The organism is Chitinophaga sp. (assembly GCF_035761305.1).
Taxonomy (GTDB): domain Bacteria; phylum Bacteroidota; class Bacteroidia; order Chitinophagales; family Chitinophagaceae; genus Chitinophaga.
The window spans coordinates 45,840-61,549 of the sequence record NZ_DASTRI010000120.1; the positions used below are offsets into that span (position 1 = coordinate 45,840).

Below are 15,710 nucleotides of genomic sequence, written 5' to 3' on the forward strand. Positions count from 1 at the left end.
ATTAATAATGAAGGAAGCGTGCTATTTATTCGTTCTTTTTAGGCATAATGTATTTAATCAGCAAAACACAATCTATTAATTATTCATTCTTAATTCTTAATTCCAATGTGGTACACACTTCAAAATGAGCCCCAGATCGACTCCCCGGCCCTGCTGGTTTACCCGGAGCGGATAAAGGAGAATATTGCGCTGGTAAAAAGCAGGGTAGGTGATGTACAACGGCTACGCCCACACGTAAAAACGGTTAAGATAGCGGAAGTGGTGCAGCTGATGCAGGATGCCGGTATTCACAAATTCAAGTGCGCCACCATAGCAGAAGCCGAAATGCTGGGGATGGTAAAGGCAGCGGATGCGCTGCTGGCTTACCAGCCTGTAGGCCCTAAAATAGCTCGACTGGCAGCGCTGGTGCAAAAGTACCCGCAAACGTCTTTCTCCTGCCTGGTAGATAACCTGGATGCGGCAACCGCTATTGCCGGCTATTTCAAGGCGCAAAAGCTGAGCATACCTGTGTACCTGGATCTGAATGTAGGACAGCAGCGTACCGGTATCGCACCCGGTAGTGAGGCGCTGGAGCTATATATACAGCTGGCATCAATGGAAGGCGTTACACCGGTGGGCCTGCATGCATATGACGGGCACCTGCACGATGAGGCCATTGAAATACGTACCCAACGCTGCAACCTGGCCTATGAGCCGGTAGCGGCGCTGGCGCAGGCCATTATAGATAAAGGTTTGCCGGCGCCTGTAATTGTGGCCGGCGGCACACCTACTTTTCCCATACATGCGCAGCGCAGCGGAATAGAATGCAGCCCGGGCACCTTTGTGTTTTGGGATTGGGGTTACCGGCAGCACCTGCCGGATCAAACCTACAACCTTGCTGCGCTGGTGCTTACACGTGTAATATCCCATCCTGCAGAAGGGCTGCTTTGCCTGGATGTGGGACATAAGGCCGTAGCCGCGGAAAACATACTAACCAACCGCATACACTTCCTGAATGCGCCGGAAGCTGTACCGGTATCGCAAAGCGAAGAGCACCTGGTTGTAAAGGTGCCCGATGCTGCCGCATACCCGGTAGGCACTGCATTATACGGCGTTCCTTATCATATATGCCCCACTGTGGCCCTGTACGATAAAGCATACACTGTTGTACATAATGCCGCCAATGGTCAATGGCCGGTAATAGCAAGAAACAGAACTATATTAGCTTAATAATATGCGGCTCGCTTAAAACAGTTAGCCCATACTAAAACATCAACTCGTGTTTGTAATAGATGCACACCTGGACCTGAGCATGAATGCCATGGAATGGAACCGCAACCTGCGGTTACCTGTAAACGAAATAAGGGCAAGAGAACAGGGCTTAACAGATAAGCCGGACCGTGGTAAAGGCGTGGTTGCCCTGCCCGAGCTGCGCAAAGGAAATATAGGCCTGGTGGTAGCCACACAGATTGCCCGTTTTGTAGCGCCGGATAATCCGTTGCCGGGCTGGTTTTCGCCCGAGCAGGCCTGGGCCCAAACACAGGGGCAGCTGGCCTGGTACCAGGCTATGGAAGAAGCCGGGGAAATGGTAGCCATTACAGACCTGTCTTCACTGGAGAGGCACCTGGCGCTCTGGAACAACAGCAAACAACCCAATGCGCAAAAGCCGGTAGGCTATATCCTGAGCCTGGAAGGCGCCGACTCTATTGTAGACACCTACTACCTCCAATGGGCATACGAATACGGGTTACGTGCGCTTGGCCCTGCACATTATGGCCCCGGGCGCTATGCCCAGGGTACGGATGCTACCGGTAAAATGACGCCCATGGGGCATGAGCTGCTGAAAGAAATGGAGCGCCTGAATATCATCCTGGATGCTACCCACTTGTGCGACGACAGCTTCTGGGATGCGCTGGACCATTTTAACGGTCCTGTATGGGCCAGCCATAATAACTGCCGCGCACTGGTGAATCACAACCGCCAGTTCAGCGATGAGCAGATAAAAGAGCTGATTGCACGTAATGCAGTAATTGGTGGTGCATTGGATGCCTGGATGATGGTGCCGGGCTGGCAAAGAGGGGTATCAGACCCTAAGGCCATGAACTGCTCACTGGAAGTTATGATTGACCACCTGGACCATATTTGCCAGCTGGCCGGCAATGCGCTGCACGTGGGCATTGGCTCCGACCTGGATGGCGCCTTTGGTAAAGAGCAGTGCCCCTATGACCTGGAAACCATTGCCGACCTGCAAACCGTGCCTGCGCTGCTGGAAAAACGCGGCTATGCTGCAGCAGATATTGAAAATGTAATGCACGGCAACTGGCTGCGCTTTTTACGCAATGCGTGGAAGTAAAGCCCCTGTGAAATAAGTGACACATAAATGGCCATATCCTGGCGCATGTTATTTGTAGCATCTCAGCAAATAAAAGCACGGGTTATGGCCATTGCTTTTGGCCTAACAGCAGAGGAATGTCGGCACAAACAGCCTGTATAAAATAAAAACAGGGGAAGTATAAAAAGCGTTTCGACGGCGGGCCAAGCGCCGCGTAATTGAAACCCTGCTCCGTCAGGCGCCTGCATAAAAAAAGGGCGTATCAGATTTTGATACACCCTCTTTTAAAAAATATGGAACCGCAGGACTACTCCGCTACTACTTCAAATTCCAGCTCAGCTTCATTGCCTTTGCCAAAATCGATCTTTGCCTTGTAAGTGCCCAGTTCTTTTACATCGTCCAGGATGTGGATGCGGCGACGGTCAATTTCATAACCTTTCTGCTCTTTAATAGCGCGTGCAATCTGCACACCGGTTACGCTACCGAATATTTTGCCGGAAGTACCTGTTTTAGCGCCAATTTTAACAGGCGCTGCTTTCAGCACTTCAACCACTTTTGCAATTTCAGACAGCAGCTTTTCTTCTTTCACTTTCTGCACTTTCAGGCGTTCCTGTAATTGCTTCATGTTGGAAGGGCTGGCCTCTACTGCAAACCGCTGCGGGATCAGGAAGTTCCTGGCATAGCCGTTTTTCACGGTTACCAGCTCATTTTTCTGGCCCAGGTTATCAACGTCTTGTATTAAGATAATTTGCATAACTTTTTCTTACTTTAAAAGGTCAGTAACATAAGGCAATAAAGCCATTTGACGAGCTTTCTTAATAGCCTGGGCTACTTTACGCTGAAATTTCAGAGAGTTACCTGTAATACGGCGGGGCAGCATTTTACCCTGGTCATTGAGGAACTTTTTCAGGAATTCCGCGTCTTTGTAATCCACATACTTGATGCCCATTTTCTTGAAACGGCAGTATTTCTTCTGGCGCTTCTCGGTCTTAACGGCGGTTAAGTACTTAATTTCTTGTTTTACTGCCATAACTTTAAGCTTCTACGGTTTTAGAATCAGCACTCACGCCATGTCTTTTTCTGCCATTGTATTCAACGGCATACTTGTCCAGCGCTGTGATCATGTGGCGTAATACATTTTCGTCGCGGTTCAGCTGAATCTTCAGCTTCTCATTGAGGTCGGATGGCGCCTTGTACTCCAGTACCAGGTACATGCCCGTGGTCTTTTTCTGGATTGGGTACGCCAGTGATCTTAATCCCCAGGGATTTTCGTGCACTATTTCTCCGCCGTTTTCTTTAACGAAATCAGCGAATTTCTTCTGGGCGGCTTTGTAGTCGTCCTCAGAAAGCACAGGGGTAAAGATCACCATCAATTCGTAATTGTTCATTTCCCTGTTTTTTGAAAGTTGTTTAAAAATTTACTTTAAATACCCAATAAAATTGGGACGGCAAAGATACAATACTATTTTCAATTCCCAAGCCCGAATTAGCGCCACTTTCCGGGGATTCCGGGCAGTCCGGCGCCGGAAATGCCTTTTATGGGCGGTAAATTTCGATTCAGGAATTTTTGATAATTATAATGATTTGATAGTTATAAGTTTATACAGTAATTAATAAGTGTTTTAAACCTGTTCCCGCCAAAATAAAATGGCTACCGGCAATTATTTTATATCAGGGGGAGCCGGCTTATGGGCATTTTACGCAACCGTTGCGGCATTGTTCACCTATTGCCGCGGCGCTTTTAAACGCTTTCAGTTGCCCCCGGTACATAAATTAGCGGCTGCAAGCGGCTGTACGGGCGGATGATGCATTTATACCGCTGCCGGCCGGCGGAAATACCATTGCAGCAGTGTTTTTAAATGCCTCCTCACTACCAGCTGGCCCCGGGTAGCCTAACCGTGCAACCTATGTCTTCCCTCACTATCTTTGCAGGGAAAGCCCGGAAAACCCTCATAATCCATGAACCTCATCGCTCACCCTAAAATTCCACTGAAGCATGACAATGTTATTACCCAACCGCACGGCCCTGTGTGCCCTGCTGCTTATTTTCCTGTGCGGCTATGCCCCGCTGGCCAGCGCACAATCGTCCGTTTTTAACGGCCCGGCAGAAATGCTGCAAAACAGCATGCACAATCTTTTTATTTCCTCCAACGGAAAGTATTACATCCAGAACAACGGCGGCAACACCGGTTTTAACTACTGGTGGAACGCTAATGGCATCGATGCCCTTACCGATGGTTACCTGCGCACCCGCAGCAACACCTACAAAACCAGGATGAAAAACCTGCTGTACGGTATTAAAGCCACCAATGGCAATACCTACATCAATACTTTTTATGACGACATGGAATGGCTGGCCATTTCCTCCCTGCGCGCCTACCAGCATACCGGCGACACGGCTTTTATGAATGCCGCCAATATCCTGTGGACCGACATTCAAACCGGTATGCATGCAGAAAGGAACGGGGCCATTCAATGGAACAAGAATACGCCTAACTCCTTTAATGCTTGCGCCAATGCGCCTGCCGTAATATTTGCCGCCCGCCTGTACCAGCAGAACGGCAATGCAGCCGTGCTTACCGCTGCACAAAACATTTACAGCTGGATGAAAAGCGTGCTCGTAAACCCAACTACCGGGGAGGTGTACGACAGCTATGATGCCGGTACTAATACCGTGAACACCAATCCCGGCTGGGTATTTTCCTATAACGTAGGCACCTGGATAGGCGCTGCGCTGGAGCTGTACCAGGTTACCGGCAACAGCACCTACATGAATGATGCGGTAAAAACCGCGGAATATGCCATGACCAACCGCCTGTACAACGGCGTGTTTTACACCAATGAAACCGGCGGCGGCGACGGAGGCCTGTTCAAAGGCATTTTTATCCGCTACTTTACGCTGCTGGCCAGGGAAGGCAATCTGCCTGCAGCCACACGGCAGCGTTATATTAATGCGCTGAAGAGCAGCGCACAGGCCCTGAACGGGCAGGGTATTAATCCCTCCAACGGCCTGGTGAGCCCCAACTGGACCACACAACCCGGCGCCACTACTGATTACGCTACGCAGCTAAGCGGTGTGATGATGCTGGAAGCTGCTGCCACGCTGGATCAGGCCTTCTTTTACAAAGACCTGAACTACGCTGGCTACTCCGCAGGATTTACTCCCGGCAGCTATACATATAACGATATTATAGCCAGGGGAGCGCTGAATGATGATATTACCTCCTTTACCATGCCGGACGGCTATTCTGTTACCCTGTATGAGGATGATAATTACGCGGGCGCCAGCGCCACTTTTACCGCTAACACGCCGTGGGTGGGCAGCACCTGGAACGACCGTACATCTTCCATCCGTATAAACCGCACCGGCGGCGATGGCCTGAAGGGAGAATATTACCAGGGGATGAATTTTAATACCTACAAGCTGACGCGCAATGACGAGAACATCAATTTTAACTGGGGTAATGGCGCTCCGGATTACACTATCCGGGCCGATAGCTTTTCCGTGCGGTGGACAGGCCGTATTAAGCCACGCTATTCGGAAACCTATACCTTTTACCTGAACAGCGATAACGGCCGCCGCCTGTGGATCAACAACCAGCTGGTAATTGACCAGTGGATCGATAACTGGAATGTGGAGTACACCGCCACTGTTACGCTTAATGCAGATCAACTGTACGATATAAAGCTGGAGTATTTTGAAAATTACGGTGGCGCCGGCTGCAAGCTGGAGTGGTCAAGCCCCTCACAAGCCAGGGAAGTGGTACCGGCCGACCGTTTTTACACGCCGCCCGCTGCCGCCCGTAAAGCTGCGCCCATAGCTGCTGCAACGGAGGTAAAGGACGCCGCGCTGCAGCTCACTGTCAGCCCCAACCCCTTCAGCGATCATGTACGTATTCAGGTGGCAGGCGCCGGCACAGCCGCCCGTTTGCAGGTGCGGCTGTATAACCTGAACGGCGTACAGGTAAAGGCGCAGTACATCGGTAACGGGCAGCAGGCCAGCCTTTCCGGCTTGCCCGAAGGCATGTACATTCTGCAGGTACGCACCGGCGGCCGCACCTTTACCCGTAAGCTGCTGAAGCATTAATTATAAGAGGGCTTTCCGGGTTTAGGCAACAAAATGCAAATTTCAAATGCTGCATGTAAAAGTTAAGCGCAGCATAGTATCTGCTGCGCTTAACTTTCATTTCAGCTGGTATTTATGAGCTTACATTTTGTTATCCTGCTGGATTGATGTTATTTTAGGATGCCTGGTTCCCGTATTTTGATCCGGGATGTCATGAAAAATGTTTGAAAATCTACCAATTGGATAATCCGGTTTCATACAGCGATACGGAGATACTGGCGGGGTTTCTTAATAAGGAGGAAAAAGCGCTTGCACAGCTGCATGCCCGTTTATACGGGCAGCTATGCTATTTTGCGGAAAAGCTGGTATTGAGCCGGCAGGCAGCGGAGGAAATAGTGATTGATGTTTTTGTAAAAATATGGAAAGCACATCCTTCCTTTAGCACTTACACACACCTGAGAGCTTACCTGTTTGAAGCTGTAAAAAACGAGAGCCTGAACGTATTGAAGCGGGAGGGCCGCTACGCCAAACACCTGCGGCAGTATGGCGAGATGATAGACCTGAACATCGCCAACTTTGAGAATGAGCAGCTGGAAACAGCCGCCCTGGAGCTTATTTTCCAGATAGCAGAAGACCTGCCCGGGGAATGCAAAAAAATATTTAACCTGCTATATAAGGATCAGCTGGACTACCAGGAGGTGGCCAACCTTTTACAGCTGAGCGTACAAACCGTCAGAAACCAGCGCAGCCGCGCCATTGCCTTCATCCGCAAACAGCTGAAAGCACGATCCCTGCTGTGGCTTTTAATATTTTTAAAATAATTTTTTCCGGCTTGTGGTTGAAACGCATGCGGGAGTTGTAGTATATACAAAGCGGGTTTATGGAACAGGACCAGGAGCTGGCCAGGATCATTTTAAAATCAATAGCTGCTGCGCTTACGCAGGAGGAGCAGGCATTGCTTGATCAGTACCTGCAGGCATCCGCCGCCAACCGGGAAAAGTACCGGCAGCTTACCACCGGTAATGAGCTCATGCCCATGCTGGCCCGCTATGCGCAACGTAACCGCCGGCAGCAGCAAAACCTGCAGGAAATACTCACACGCATTAATGCCGGCCCCGTAAAAGTGGCGCACCGCATACACTTTATGCGCCGCTGGGGTTGGGCGGCGGCAGTGCTGCTGTTGCTGGCGGCAGGCGCTGTTTACTTTTGGCCGCACCGGCAATTGCCGCAGCAGCAGGCGCATACCCTCCCTGTTGATATTGCACCCGGTAAAAACGGCGCTGTATTAACGCTGGCTAACGGCAGCCGGCTGGTGCTGGATAGCGCGGGTAACGGTATAATCGCATTACAGCAGGGTGCACAGGTAGTTATGCAAAACGGGCAATTGTCTTACACCCCATCCGGCAAAAACAGCTGGGTGTATAATACAATGGCTACACCCAAAGGCAGGCAGTTTAGCCTGGTGTTGCCGGATGGGTCTAAGGTGTGGCTCAACGCAGCCAGCTCCCTGAAATATCCCACTGCATTTACAGGTAAAGAGCGGGTAGTGGAGCTAACCGGCGAAGCTTACTTTGAAGTAGCTAAAAATGCCGCACAGCCTTTTAAGGTAAATATACCCGGGCGCGCTGAAATAGTGGTGCTGGGCACAGGCTTTAACATAAATGCCTACGATGATGAAGATGCTTTAAAGGCCACGCTGCTGCAGGGCGGCATACGCCTGCAGGGTAATAACGCTGTTACACCGGTTGTGCTGCAGCCCGGCCAGCAGGGCCGGTTACAGCCCGGCGCACCTATTCGTGTACAGCAGGCCGATATAGATAAGGTAATGGCCTGGAAGAACGGCATCTTTAATTTCAATGATGCCAGTCTGCAGGAAGTAATGCGCCAGCTGGAACGCTGGTATGATATTGAGGTTGTATATGAAAAAGGCGTGCCCGACAAATATTTTTATGGTAAGGTAAGCAGGGATATACCGCTTTCCGGGTTATTAAAAGTGCTGGAGGCTACCCGGGTACATTTCCGTATTGAACAGGGCCGCAAGCTGGTTGTTATGCCATAAAGCCGCCATTGAACATACATTAAAACAAGGGGGAATAAAACAGATGCGGGCGCAGGCCTGCGAATAGATCAGCCAGAGGATTGACCAACCATAAAACGAAACCGGGAGTGCTTCGACCCACTCCCGGCGGTAGTTTGGTTCATCCAAATGACAGTTGCTTAAACATTCATTTATTATCAACCAAACCAATGCAAATTATGCAAAAAACTGCTAATTGGCCCGGGCTTGCTATACCTATGTACAAGAGCAGGCAGGAGGGGAACCGGGCAATAGCCAAAATCCTGTTAGTCATGAAATTGACTTTCGTTTTATTAACTGTTGCATTCATGGGCGTGCATGCCACCGGCTTATCGCAGTCGGTAACGCTTTCCGGCAGGCACCTGAGCTTAAAACAGGTGTTTACCACCATTGAGCAGCAAACAGGGTATGTAGTATTCTCAAACCGCGGCGACCTGGATGATGCCCGGCCGGTAAGCCTGGATGTGCAGAACATGCCGCTGGTAGCTTTCCTGGATGTAGTAATGAAAGACCAGCCGCTGAGCTATATAATAGAAGGAAAGACCATCGTGCTTTCCCTGAAGCCGGCGCCACCTGCTGCCGGTGCCGTTGATACAGCCAGCGCTGCCCGTATCAGCATATCGGGGCGTGTAATGAGCGATAATAACGAAGTTATTCCACGTGCCACTATTTCCATTAAGCGAATTGGTAAGGTAATACTGGCCGATGACGAAGGCTATTTTTCTATAAACGATGTGGAAGATCCTTTTGTATTTGAAATATCAGCGGTAGGCTATGCTCCTATGACATTGCGGGTAAGCAATGGCAAAATACATCCAACCGGCCTGCCAATGCATGGCTCGTTTATTACTACTACCAACGGGCAGCTGATAGTGCAGCTGGGAAAATCAGTATCGCCGCTGGATGAGGTGCAGGTAATTGCTTACGGGCAAACCACGCGCCGTATGGGCCTGGGTGATGTTACCACCATCCGCGCAGAAGAAATTGCCAGGCAACCGGTCAACAACGTGCTGCTGGCCTTACAGGGCAGGGTGCCCGGTATGCAGATCAATATGAGCAATGGTTCCCTGCCCGGTGCCGTGCCGCAGGTAACTATACGCGGTATCAATTCTATAAGTGCGGGCACTTCTCCTTTATACATCCTGAATGGTATTCCACTACGGGAGTATGAGGCTAACCTGGGAGGCCCTGTGCAGAATATCAGCACATTGCTGAACATTAACCCCGCAGATATTGAAAGCATTGATGTGCTGAAAGACGCGGAAGCTACCGCCATTTACGGATCACGCGGCGCCAATGGCGTAGTGTTGATCACCACCAAAAAAGGGAAAGCCGGCAAAACCAGTTTTTCTGTAAATGCATACACCGGCGTAGGTACCGTTGCCCGCCGATTGCCTTTTATGGATGTGCACCAGTACAACGCTATGCGCCGCGAAGCCTTTGCCAACGATGGCCATACGCCTACTGCCGGCAGCGCGCCGGACCTGTTTACCTGGGACACCCTGCACACTAAAGACTGGCAGGAGGAATTTATTGGTGGTACTGCTGTTACGCATGATATAAATGCCTCCATTTCCGGCGGTAATGCCAATACCACCTTCCTTATAAATGGCGGCTATCATAAAGATGGTACTGTATTTCCCGGCAACCTTGGCGCCGACCGTAAATCAATACGTTTAAATATTGATCATCATGCCATGGGCGGTAAGCTGGGCGTAAATGCATCTGTTGCCGCTACCAACACGTACCTGGGGCTTATTTCAGGTAACCTGATGTCTTTCGTTTCGCTGCCGCCCAGCTACCCTATGTATAATGAAGATGGTACTCCCAATTTTAACGGGCCTTCCGGCTATCCGCTGGCTTACCTGATGCAGCCGGCAGATAACACCACTAACACCTACAACGGTAATATCGCAATACGCTATTCGCCCGTTAAGCACCTGAACCTGAAATTAACAGCCGGTTTGGACAATGCTATTTTGGACCAGACGCTGAAATTCCCTTCTGCTTCGCAGGCTAATAATGCAGATGCGCGGCTGAATATCCGCAACAGCAATGTGAAAACATGGATTGCGGAGCCACAGGCAGACTATACTATTTATGCCCGCAAGCATACCCTGAAGGTACTGGTAGGCGGCACCTGGCAAAAAACCACTACCAGCTCATTAGGCGCCAACGGTACAGGTTTTACCAATGATGCGCTGCTGGATAACATCAGCTCTGCTGCCAGCATTTATACTTATAACTACAGCTCCAGCTATGCATACAACTCTTTCTTCAGCCGCATCAGCTATAACTGGAACCAGGAGTACCTGGCAAACCTGAGCTTCCGCCGTGATGGTTCTTCGCGGTTTGGACCCGGCAAACGTTTTGGCAACTTTGGAGCTGCCGGCGTTGGCTGGATATTCACACAGAATGGCGCTGTGAAGAAAGCGCTGCCTTTTATGAGCTTTGGTAAGCTGCGCGCCAGCTATGGCATTAACGGGAATGACCAGATCAATGATTACGGCTACATTACCACTTACGCCAGCGGGCAGCCGTACCAGTCTAATACATTGTTCCCTACCAACCTGGCCAACCCCGATTATCGCTGGGAAGAGAACCGTAAGCTGGAAGCCGCGCTGGAAACAGGTTTTAAGGATGATCGCTTTTTGTTCAGTGTAGCCTGGTTCCGCAACCGTACCAATAACCAGCTCATTAACTACGTTATTTCCCCGCAGTCCGGCTACGGCAGCTACCCGGCCAACTTCCCGGCGCTGCTGCAAAATACAGGCTGGGAGTTTCAGGCTACCAGCAGCAATATTGCCACTAAGAACTTTACCTGGCGTACGCTGTTTAATTTTTCTATCAGCCGCAACAAGCTGCTCGATTTCCCGAACATTGAGCAAACCTCCTACTCCAGCCAGTACTTTGTAGGGCAGCCTTTAACCGTTAGGCAGGCTTACCGCTTCCTGGGGCTTAGCAACAAGGGCGTACCTGTACTGGACGACATGAACAAGAACGGCGCGGTTTCTTCCGACGACCGCTATATCATAGGCAGCAATAATCCTCTGTTTGGCGGCATGTCAAATGAGTTCAGCTATAAAGGCATTAGCCTGAGCTTTTTTATAGAGTACACGCATATCAGCAATTTTGACAATTCCATCAGCGCATCCCGTGTAGGCGCAATAGGCGTGAACCCTTTAACACAGGTGCTGGACCGCTGGCAAAAACCGGGTGACGAAGCCTTTACAAGCAGGCCTAAGTTCACTACATCCGCCGCTACCTATAATGCAAGGTTCTATTCACAATCCGATATTTTCTGGACCAACTATAACATTGTGCGGCTGCGCAACCTCAGCATTTCTTACGACCTGCCAAAGGCCTGGCTGCAAAAAGCGCACCTGCGCCAAACACAGGTGTACATGCACGCGCAAAACCTTTGGGTGGCCGACAGCAATAAATACCGGTACGATCCTGAATCCGGCAACCTTAATATGCCGCCGCTGCGCACTTTCACTTTTGGTATTAATTGTACACTGTAAAATGAGCAACATGAAATTAGCATATATAGTAAGTATAACGGCAGCGGCTATATTAATATCAGCCAGCGGCTGTGAAAAATTTGTAGACACACCCATACCTACCAACAGTATTGTACCGGACCAGGTATTTACCAACGACGCCACAGCCGTATCTGCACTGCTGGGAGCTTACCAGTCAATATTAAACACGGCCGGCGATATGGCTTTAAATACAGACCTGTTTGGAGATGACGTTTATAATCCTAATGCCAGCGGCGCTTACCAGGAAGCGCAGGAAAATACCTATTCGGAAAACACCAACTTCCATTTCTTCGATAACTATTACAGGGCCATTTTTTTGGCAAACAGCCTGCTGGAAGGTTTGGAAACACATCATACCATTAGTGCAGCCACAGCGCAGCAGATTAAAGGAGAGAGCAGATTTTTGCGTGCCTACTGTCATTTTGTGCTTGCCAACCTGTATGGTAACCCGCCACTGGTTACCACTACCCTCGTAAGCGTGTCTGCCTATATAGGCAATACGCCGCGTGAGCAGCTGTATGCCGCCATTATCAATGATCTGAAAGATGCCTATGAGCTGATAGGTACCGGTTATCCTTCCGAGGACCGCGCCCGTGCCAATAAAGCTACGGTTAGCGCCCTGCTGGCAAAAGTGTACCTGTACACGCAGCAGTGGCAGAATGCAGAAGCAGAGGCTACCCGCCAGATCACTAATCCTGCATATTCAATGGCTGATGACCTGAATACGGTTTTTGTAAAAGACAGCCCTGAAACCATCTGGCAGCTATGGTCGCAATACAGTTATAACACGCAGGGCGCCACTTATGTGCCTTCTGACCCTACCCGGGTTACATATATTTTGCGCCCTGGTTTGCTCAATGCCTTTGAGGCGGGCGATCAACGTAAAGTTGCATGGACACGCGAAGGAGAAGGGAACAGCGCCGGGCTTTTTTACGCTTATAAATACAAGCAAAGCAATTCATCCAACAATACCAATATTGAATACCTGGTGCAGTTCCGTTTGGCAGAGCAATACCTGGTACGTGCAGAAGCACGCGCACACCTGAACAATATCAGCGGCGCCATGGAAGATGTAAATGCCGTACGTGCACGTGCGGGACTGGCAAATGTAACTGCCGCCGGCATGCAGGAAGCGCTGCTTAAAATTGAGCAGGAAAGAAGGATTGAGCTGATGACGGAAAACGGCAACCGCTGGTTTGACCTGAACCGTACCGGCCGCGCCACATACTGGCTGCAGCCGCAAAAGCCCACCTGGCAGCCGCGTGATACGGTGCTGCCTTATGCCACTACGCTGTTGCTGGCTAACCCGAACCTGGAGCAGAACAAGGGGTATTAAGCTATAAAACCATGCCTTCATTGCTGAAAAAATAAAAAAACACATATGAAAAAAATGATGCTGGGGCTATGGCTCATATGCCCCCTGTGCCTGTGCGCGCAGGATAGCCTGTTCTCTAAAATGCTGGCTGCACCTAAACCACAGGTGCTGGAAATGGTAAAAGCCAATCCCGATGCTATGCAGGGCGTACAGGTACTGGCTTCCTGGCTTTCCGGCACAGCATTGCCGTCTGCTGACGATGTAGAGCAGTACATCGCTATTTACAGCCGGCTGTCGGATAAAGTAAAACAATCAACACTTGGGAAAGAAGTAGGCCGGCGGCTGCAAAATGAGCAGCAGCTGGTTATTGGCGCTACTGCGCCTGATTTTACTGCAAATAATACAAACAGGCAGCCGGTAAGCCTTAGCAGCCTGCGCGGCAAATATGTGCTGGTAGACTTCTGGGCCTCCTGGTGCATACCCTGCCGCAGGGAATTTCCCTTCCTTAAAAAAGCCTATGCCCGCTTTAAGGATAAGAATTTTGAAATACTGGGCTATTCACTGGATGAAAAAGAAGCATTGTGGGTTTCCGCCGTGGAAAATGACGATACGCCCTGGGTTCAAATATCTGCGCTGAAAGGCTACAAAGATCCTGTTGTAACCATGTACAATGTAAGCTACGTGCCCAAGAACTGGCTGATAGATCCGTCGGGTAAAATCATAGCCCGTAACCTGCGGGGCGAGAACGTGGAAAAGGAATTGGAAAAACTGCTTAAATAAAGTAAATGAAAAAATGGATAACAGGCTGCTGGCTGTTGCTGTTAACCTGTACAGCAACTGCGCAGCGGCTGCTAATGGAAAGGCCTGCTGTGGAGATCAGTATAGACAAAGCTTTCAAGTATGCAGAGATACGCACCTGGAAATTTAATTTGCCAAACGGCGTAAGCCTGGTAGTACGGCCGGATGAAAATGTGCCTTATATACAGCTGCGCGGCTTTTGTAATGGCGGCGCAATGGGGATGCCTGCCGCGGATTACTATGCGGCCATTCACGCAGGCGCTATTATAGGCCAAAGCGGTGCCGGTAAATACAGTAGTGATACATTGGCTGCGCTGTTACACGCGCAGCAGATGAACCTGCAGTTTGCTATTGAAGATAACCGCACCCTTATTAAGGCTGCCTGTAAAAAAGAAGACCTGGAAACGCTGCTGCAGCTGGTGTGCCTGTACTGCACTGCTCCGCAAAAAAATACGGCAGTGTACCAGCAGTATATGCAGCAATTGAAAAGCAAACCGCAAACAGGATTGTATGCGCTTACACTCAATAACCTGCTGGGTACGCATGCGGGAGATATAACACCGGCGGTTATACGTAGTATTACCCTGGAAAAAGCCTGTCATGCCTTTCAGCAATGCTTTGGCAATGCCAGCGGTTTCACCTTTGTAATAACCGGCGATCTGAATGCCAATGGCATGAACAACAGCCGCCTTACACCATTGATTGCAAAATACCTGGGCACGCTGCCGGCTGCCGGAACAGGTAAAAAGCCGGCCGTAAAGCCGCTGGAGATACCTGCTACCGGAATATTGAAAACAGTGAAGGCCGGTGCAGATACTTTAATTACCACCACCGTAGCGTTTAGGAATAATTATGTTTTCAGCGATAGCGCCAACCTGCAGCTAAAAATAGCCGCCAGGATATTTTACAAGCGCCTGGTGCATGAAAGAAGAATAGCAGGCTTAACCCTGCAGGCGTTGTCCTATGCACTGAATTTTTACAAGACTCCTCTGCAGCAGTATAGCTGGCAGTTAAGCTATACCTGTGCCGCAGCACAGGCAGCACAAATGCAGCAGGTGTTTCAATCCGTAATGAAAAGCATGCAGGACAGCATTGCCATGGTAGAGATAAAAGACTATACAGACCGTGCCAGGCAGGACCTGAAAAGGAATTTTACCAACAATGCTTTCTGGACCGATTACCTGCTGGCGCAATGTTACGTGCAGGAACCGCCGGATGTAATAGCCGGCTATCCTTACAACTATCGTATGGCTACTCCGGAAACCGTGCTGCAAATGGCCCGCCAGGTATGGAGCAGCAAAAATTATATACAGGTAACCGCCATGCCCGGCACTAAAAATCTTTGATACATGATAAAGAAGTTTGTTTTAGCAGGAATATTATTGAGCGCAACATACGGTTTGTACGCACAGGAAAAATTTCCGGACCTCATTTTTGCAGATATTCCCGGTGCGCCTAAGCTGCAAATGCCTTTCCTGGTAAAAGGCAGCACAAAGCCGGTAATGGCGTTGCGGCATGGCCTGGCTGCGCCGGCCCTGTGGGATTGGGACGGCGATGGAAAACAAGACCTGTTGATAGGGGAGTTTGAAACCAGCGAT

At 49.9% G+C, this 15,710-nt stretch carries 13 protein-coding genes; 10 read left to right on the plus strand and 3 right to left on the minus strand.

Annotation, left to right across the window (positions count from 1 at the left end; genetic code table 11):
- Positions 1–105: 105 nt before the first annotated feature.
- Both VFS25_RS10445 and VFS25_RS10450 read left to right on the plus strand, forming a co-directional pair.
- On the plus strand, positions 106–1,209 hold the full coding sequence (locus VFS25_RS10445; RefSeq protein ID WP_326462081.1) for a D-TA family PLP-dependent enzyme: 1,104 nt from the start codon (positions 106–108) through the stop codon (positions 1,207–1,209).
- Positions 1,210–1,258: 49 nt separating this feature from the next.
- A complete protein-coding gene (locus tag VFS25_RS10450) occupies positions 1,259–2,332 on the plus strand; it encodes a dipeptidase (RefSeq protein WP_326462082.1) in 1,074 nt (357 codons plus the stop codon).
- 286 nt (positions 2,333–2,618) lie between these two features.
- Here the strand turns inward: VFS25_RS10450 and rplI are convergent, their stop codons facing one another.
- Genes rplI through rpsF form a run of 3 tightly spaced genes read right to left on the minus strand, consistent with a single transcriptional unit; the run spans position 2,619 to position 3,699 of the window.
- Positions 2,619–3,065, minus strand: a complete 447-nt coding sequence (gene rplI, locus VFS25_RS10455; RefSeq protein WP_326462083.1) for a 50S ribosomal protein L9 — start codon at positions 3,063–3,065, stop codon at positions 2,619–2,621.
- A 9-nt stretch (positions 3,066–3,074) separates the two neighbouring features.
- On the minus strand, positions 3,075–3,341 hold the full coding sequence (rpsR, locus tag VFS25_RS10460; protein ID WP_089906128.1) for a 30S ribosomal protein S18: 267 nt from the start codon (positions 3,339–3,341) through the stop codon (positions 3,075–3,077).
- 4 nt (positions 3,342–3,345) lie between these two features.
- Entirely contained in the window at positions 3,346–3,699 is a 354-nt protein-coding gene (rpsF, locus tag VFS25_RS10465; protein WP_326462084.1) for a 30S ribosomal protein S6, read from the minus strand.
- A gap of 608 nt (positions 3,700–4,307) precedes the next feature.
- Here rpsF and VFS25_RS10470 point away from each other — a divergent pair.
- From VFS25_RS10470 to VFS25_RS10505, 8 genes are all read left to right on the plus strand, one after another.
- On the plus strand, positions 4,308–6,398 hold the full coding sequence (locus VFS25_RS10470) for a glycoside hydrolase family 76 protein (protein ID WP_326462085.1): 2,091 nt from the start codon (positions 4,308–4,310) through the stop codon (positions 6,396–6,398).
- Between the two features lie 218 nt (positions 6,399–6,616).
- Positions 6,617–7,198 carry an RNA polymerase sigma factor gene (locus tag VFS25_RS10475; protein ID WP_326462086.1) on the plus strand — a complete coding sequence of 194 codons (582 nt, stop codon included), beginning with the start codon at positions 6,617–6,619 and terminating at the stop codon, positions 7,196–7,198.
- Between the two features lie 59 nt (positions 7,199–7,257).
- The gene (locus VFS25_RS10480) at positions 7,258–8,436 is read left to right on the plus strand and encodes a FecR family protein (RefSeq protein ID WP_326462087.1); all 1,179 of its coding nucleotides are present in this window, start codon (positions 7,258–7,260) and stop codon (positions 8,434–8,436) included.
- Between the two features lie 290 nt (positions 8,437–8,726).
- Positions 8,727–11,978, plus strand: a complete 3,252-nt coding sequence (locus VFS25_RS10485) for a SusC/RagA family TonB-linked outer membrane protein (protein WP_326462088.1) — start codon at positions 8,727–8,729, stop codon at positions 11,976–11,978.
- A 10-nt stretch (positions 11,979–11,988) separates the two neighbouring features.
- Positions 11,989–13,335: a RagB/SusD family nutrient uptake outer membrane protein gene (locus VFS25_RS10490; RefSeq protein ID WP_326462089.1), complete on the plus strand. Its 1,347-nt coding sequence runs from the start codon at positions 11,989–11,991 to the stop codon at positions 13,333–13,335.
- Positions 13,336–13,380: 45 nt separating this feature from the next.
- Positions 13,381–14,094 carry a TlpA disulfide reductase family protein gene (locus tag VFS25_RS10495; RefSeq protein ID WP_326462090.1) on the plus strand — a complete coding sequence of 238 codons (714 nt, stop codon included), beginning with the start codon at positions 13,381–13,383 and terminating at the stop codon, positions 14,092–14,094.
- Positions 14,095–14,099: 5 nt separating this feature from the next.
- A complete protein-coding gene (locus VFS25_RS10500) occupies positions 14,100–15,458 on the plus strand; it encodes an insulinase family protein (protein ID WP_326462091.1) in 1,359 nt (452 codons plus the stop codon).
- A gap of 3 nt (positions 15,459–15,461) precedes the next feature.
- Positions 15,462–15,710: hypothetical protein (locus VFS25_RS10505; protein WP_326462092.1), on the plus strand; the 249-nt coding region annotated here is incomplete at its 3' end.

Coding starts and splice junctions, on each gene's coding strand:
- VFS25_RS10485 (WP_326462088.1), top strand. CDS start 8,727: ATGAAATTGACTTTCGTTTTATTAACTGTTGCATTCATGGGCGTGCAT.
- VFS25_RS10480 (WP_326462087.1), top strand. CDS start 7,258: ATGGAACAGGACCAGGAGCTGGCCAGGATCATTTTAAAATCAATAGCT.
- VFS25_RS10445 (WP_326462081.1), top strand. CDS start 106: ATGTGGTACACACTTCAAAATGAGCCCCAGATCGACTCCCCGGCCCTG.
- VFS25_RS10470 (WP_326462085.1), top strand. CDS start 4,308: ATGACAATGTTATTACCCAACCGCACGGCCCTGTGTGCCCTGCTGCTT.
- VFS25_RS10500 (WP_326462091.1), top strand. CDS start 14,100: ATGAAAAAATGGATAACAGGCTGCTGGCTGTTGCTGTTAACCTGTACA.
- rpsR (WP_089906128.1), bottom strand. CDS start 3,341: ATGGCAGTAAAACAAGAAATTAAGTACTTAACCGCCGTTAAGACCGAG.
- rpsF (WP_326462084.1), bottom strand. CDS start 3,699: ATGAACAATTACGAATTGATGGTGATCTTTACCCCTGTGCTTTCTGAG.
- VFS25_RS10490 (WP_326462089.1), top strand. CDS start 11,989: ATGAAATTAGCATATATAGTAAGTATAACGGCAGCGGCTATATTAATA.
- VFS25_RS10495 (WP_326462090.1), top strand. CDS start 13,381: ATGAAAAAAATGATGCTGGGGCTATGGCTCATATGCCCCCTGTGCCTG.
- rplI (WP_326462083.1), bottom strand. CDS start 3,065: ATGCAAATTATCTTAATACAAGACGTTGATAACCTGGGCCAGAAAAAT.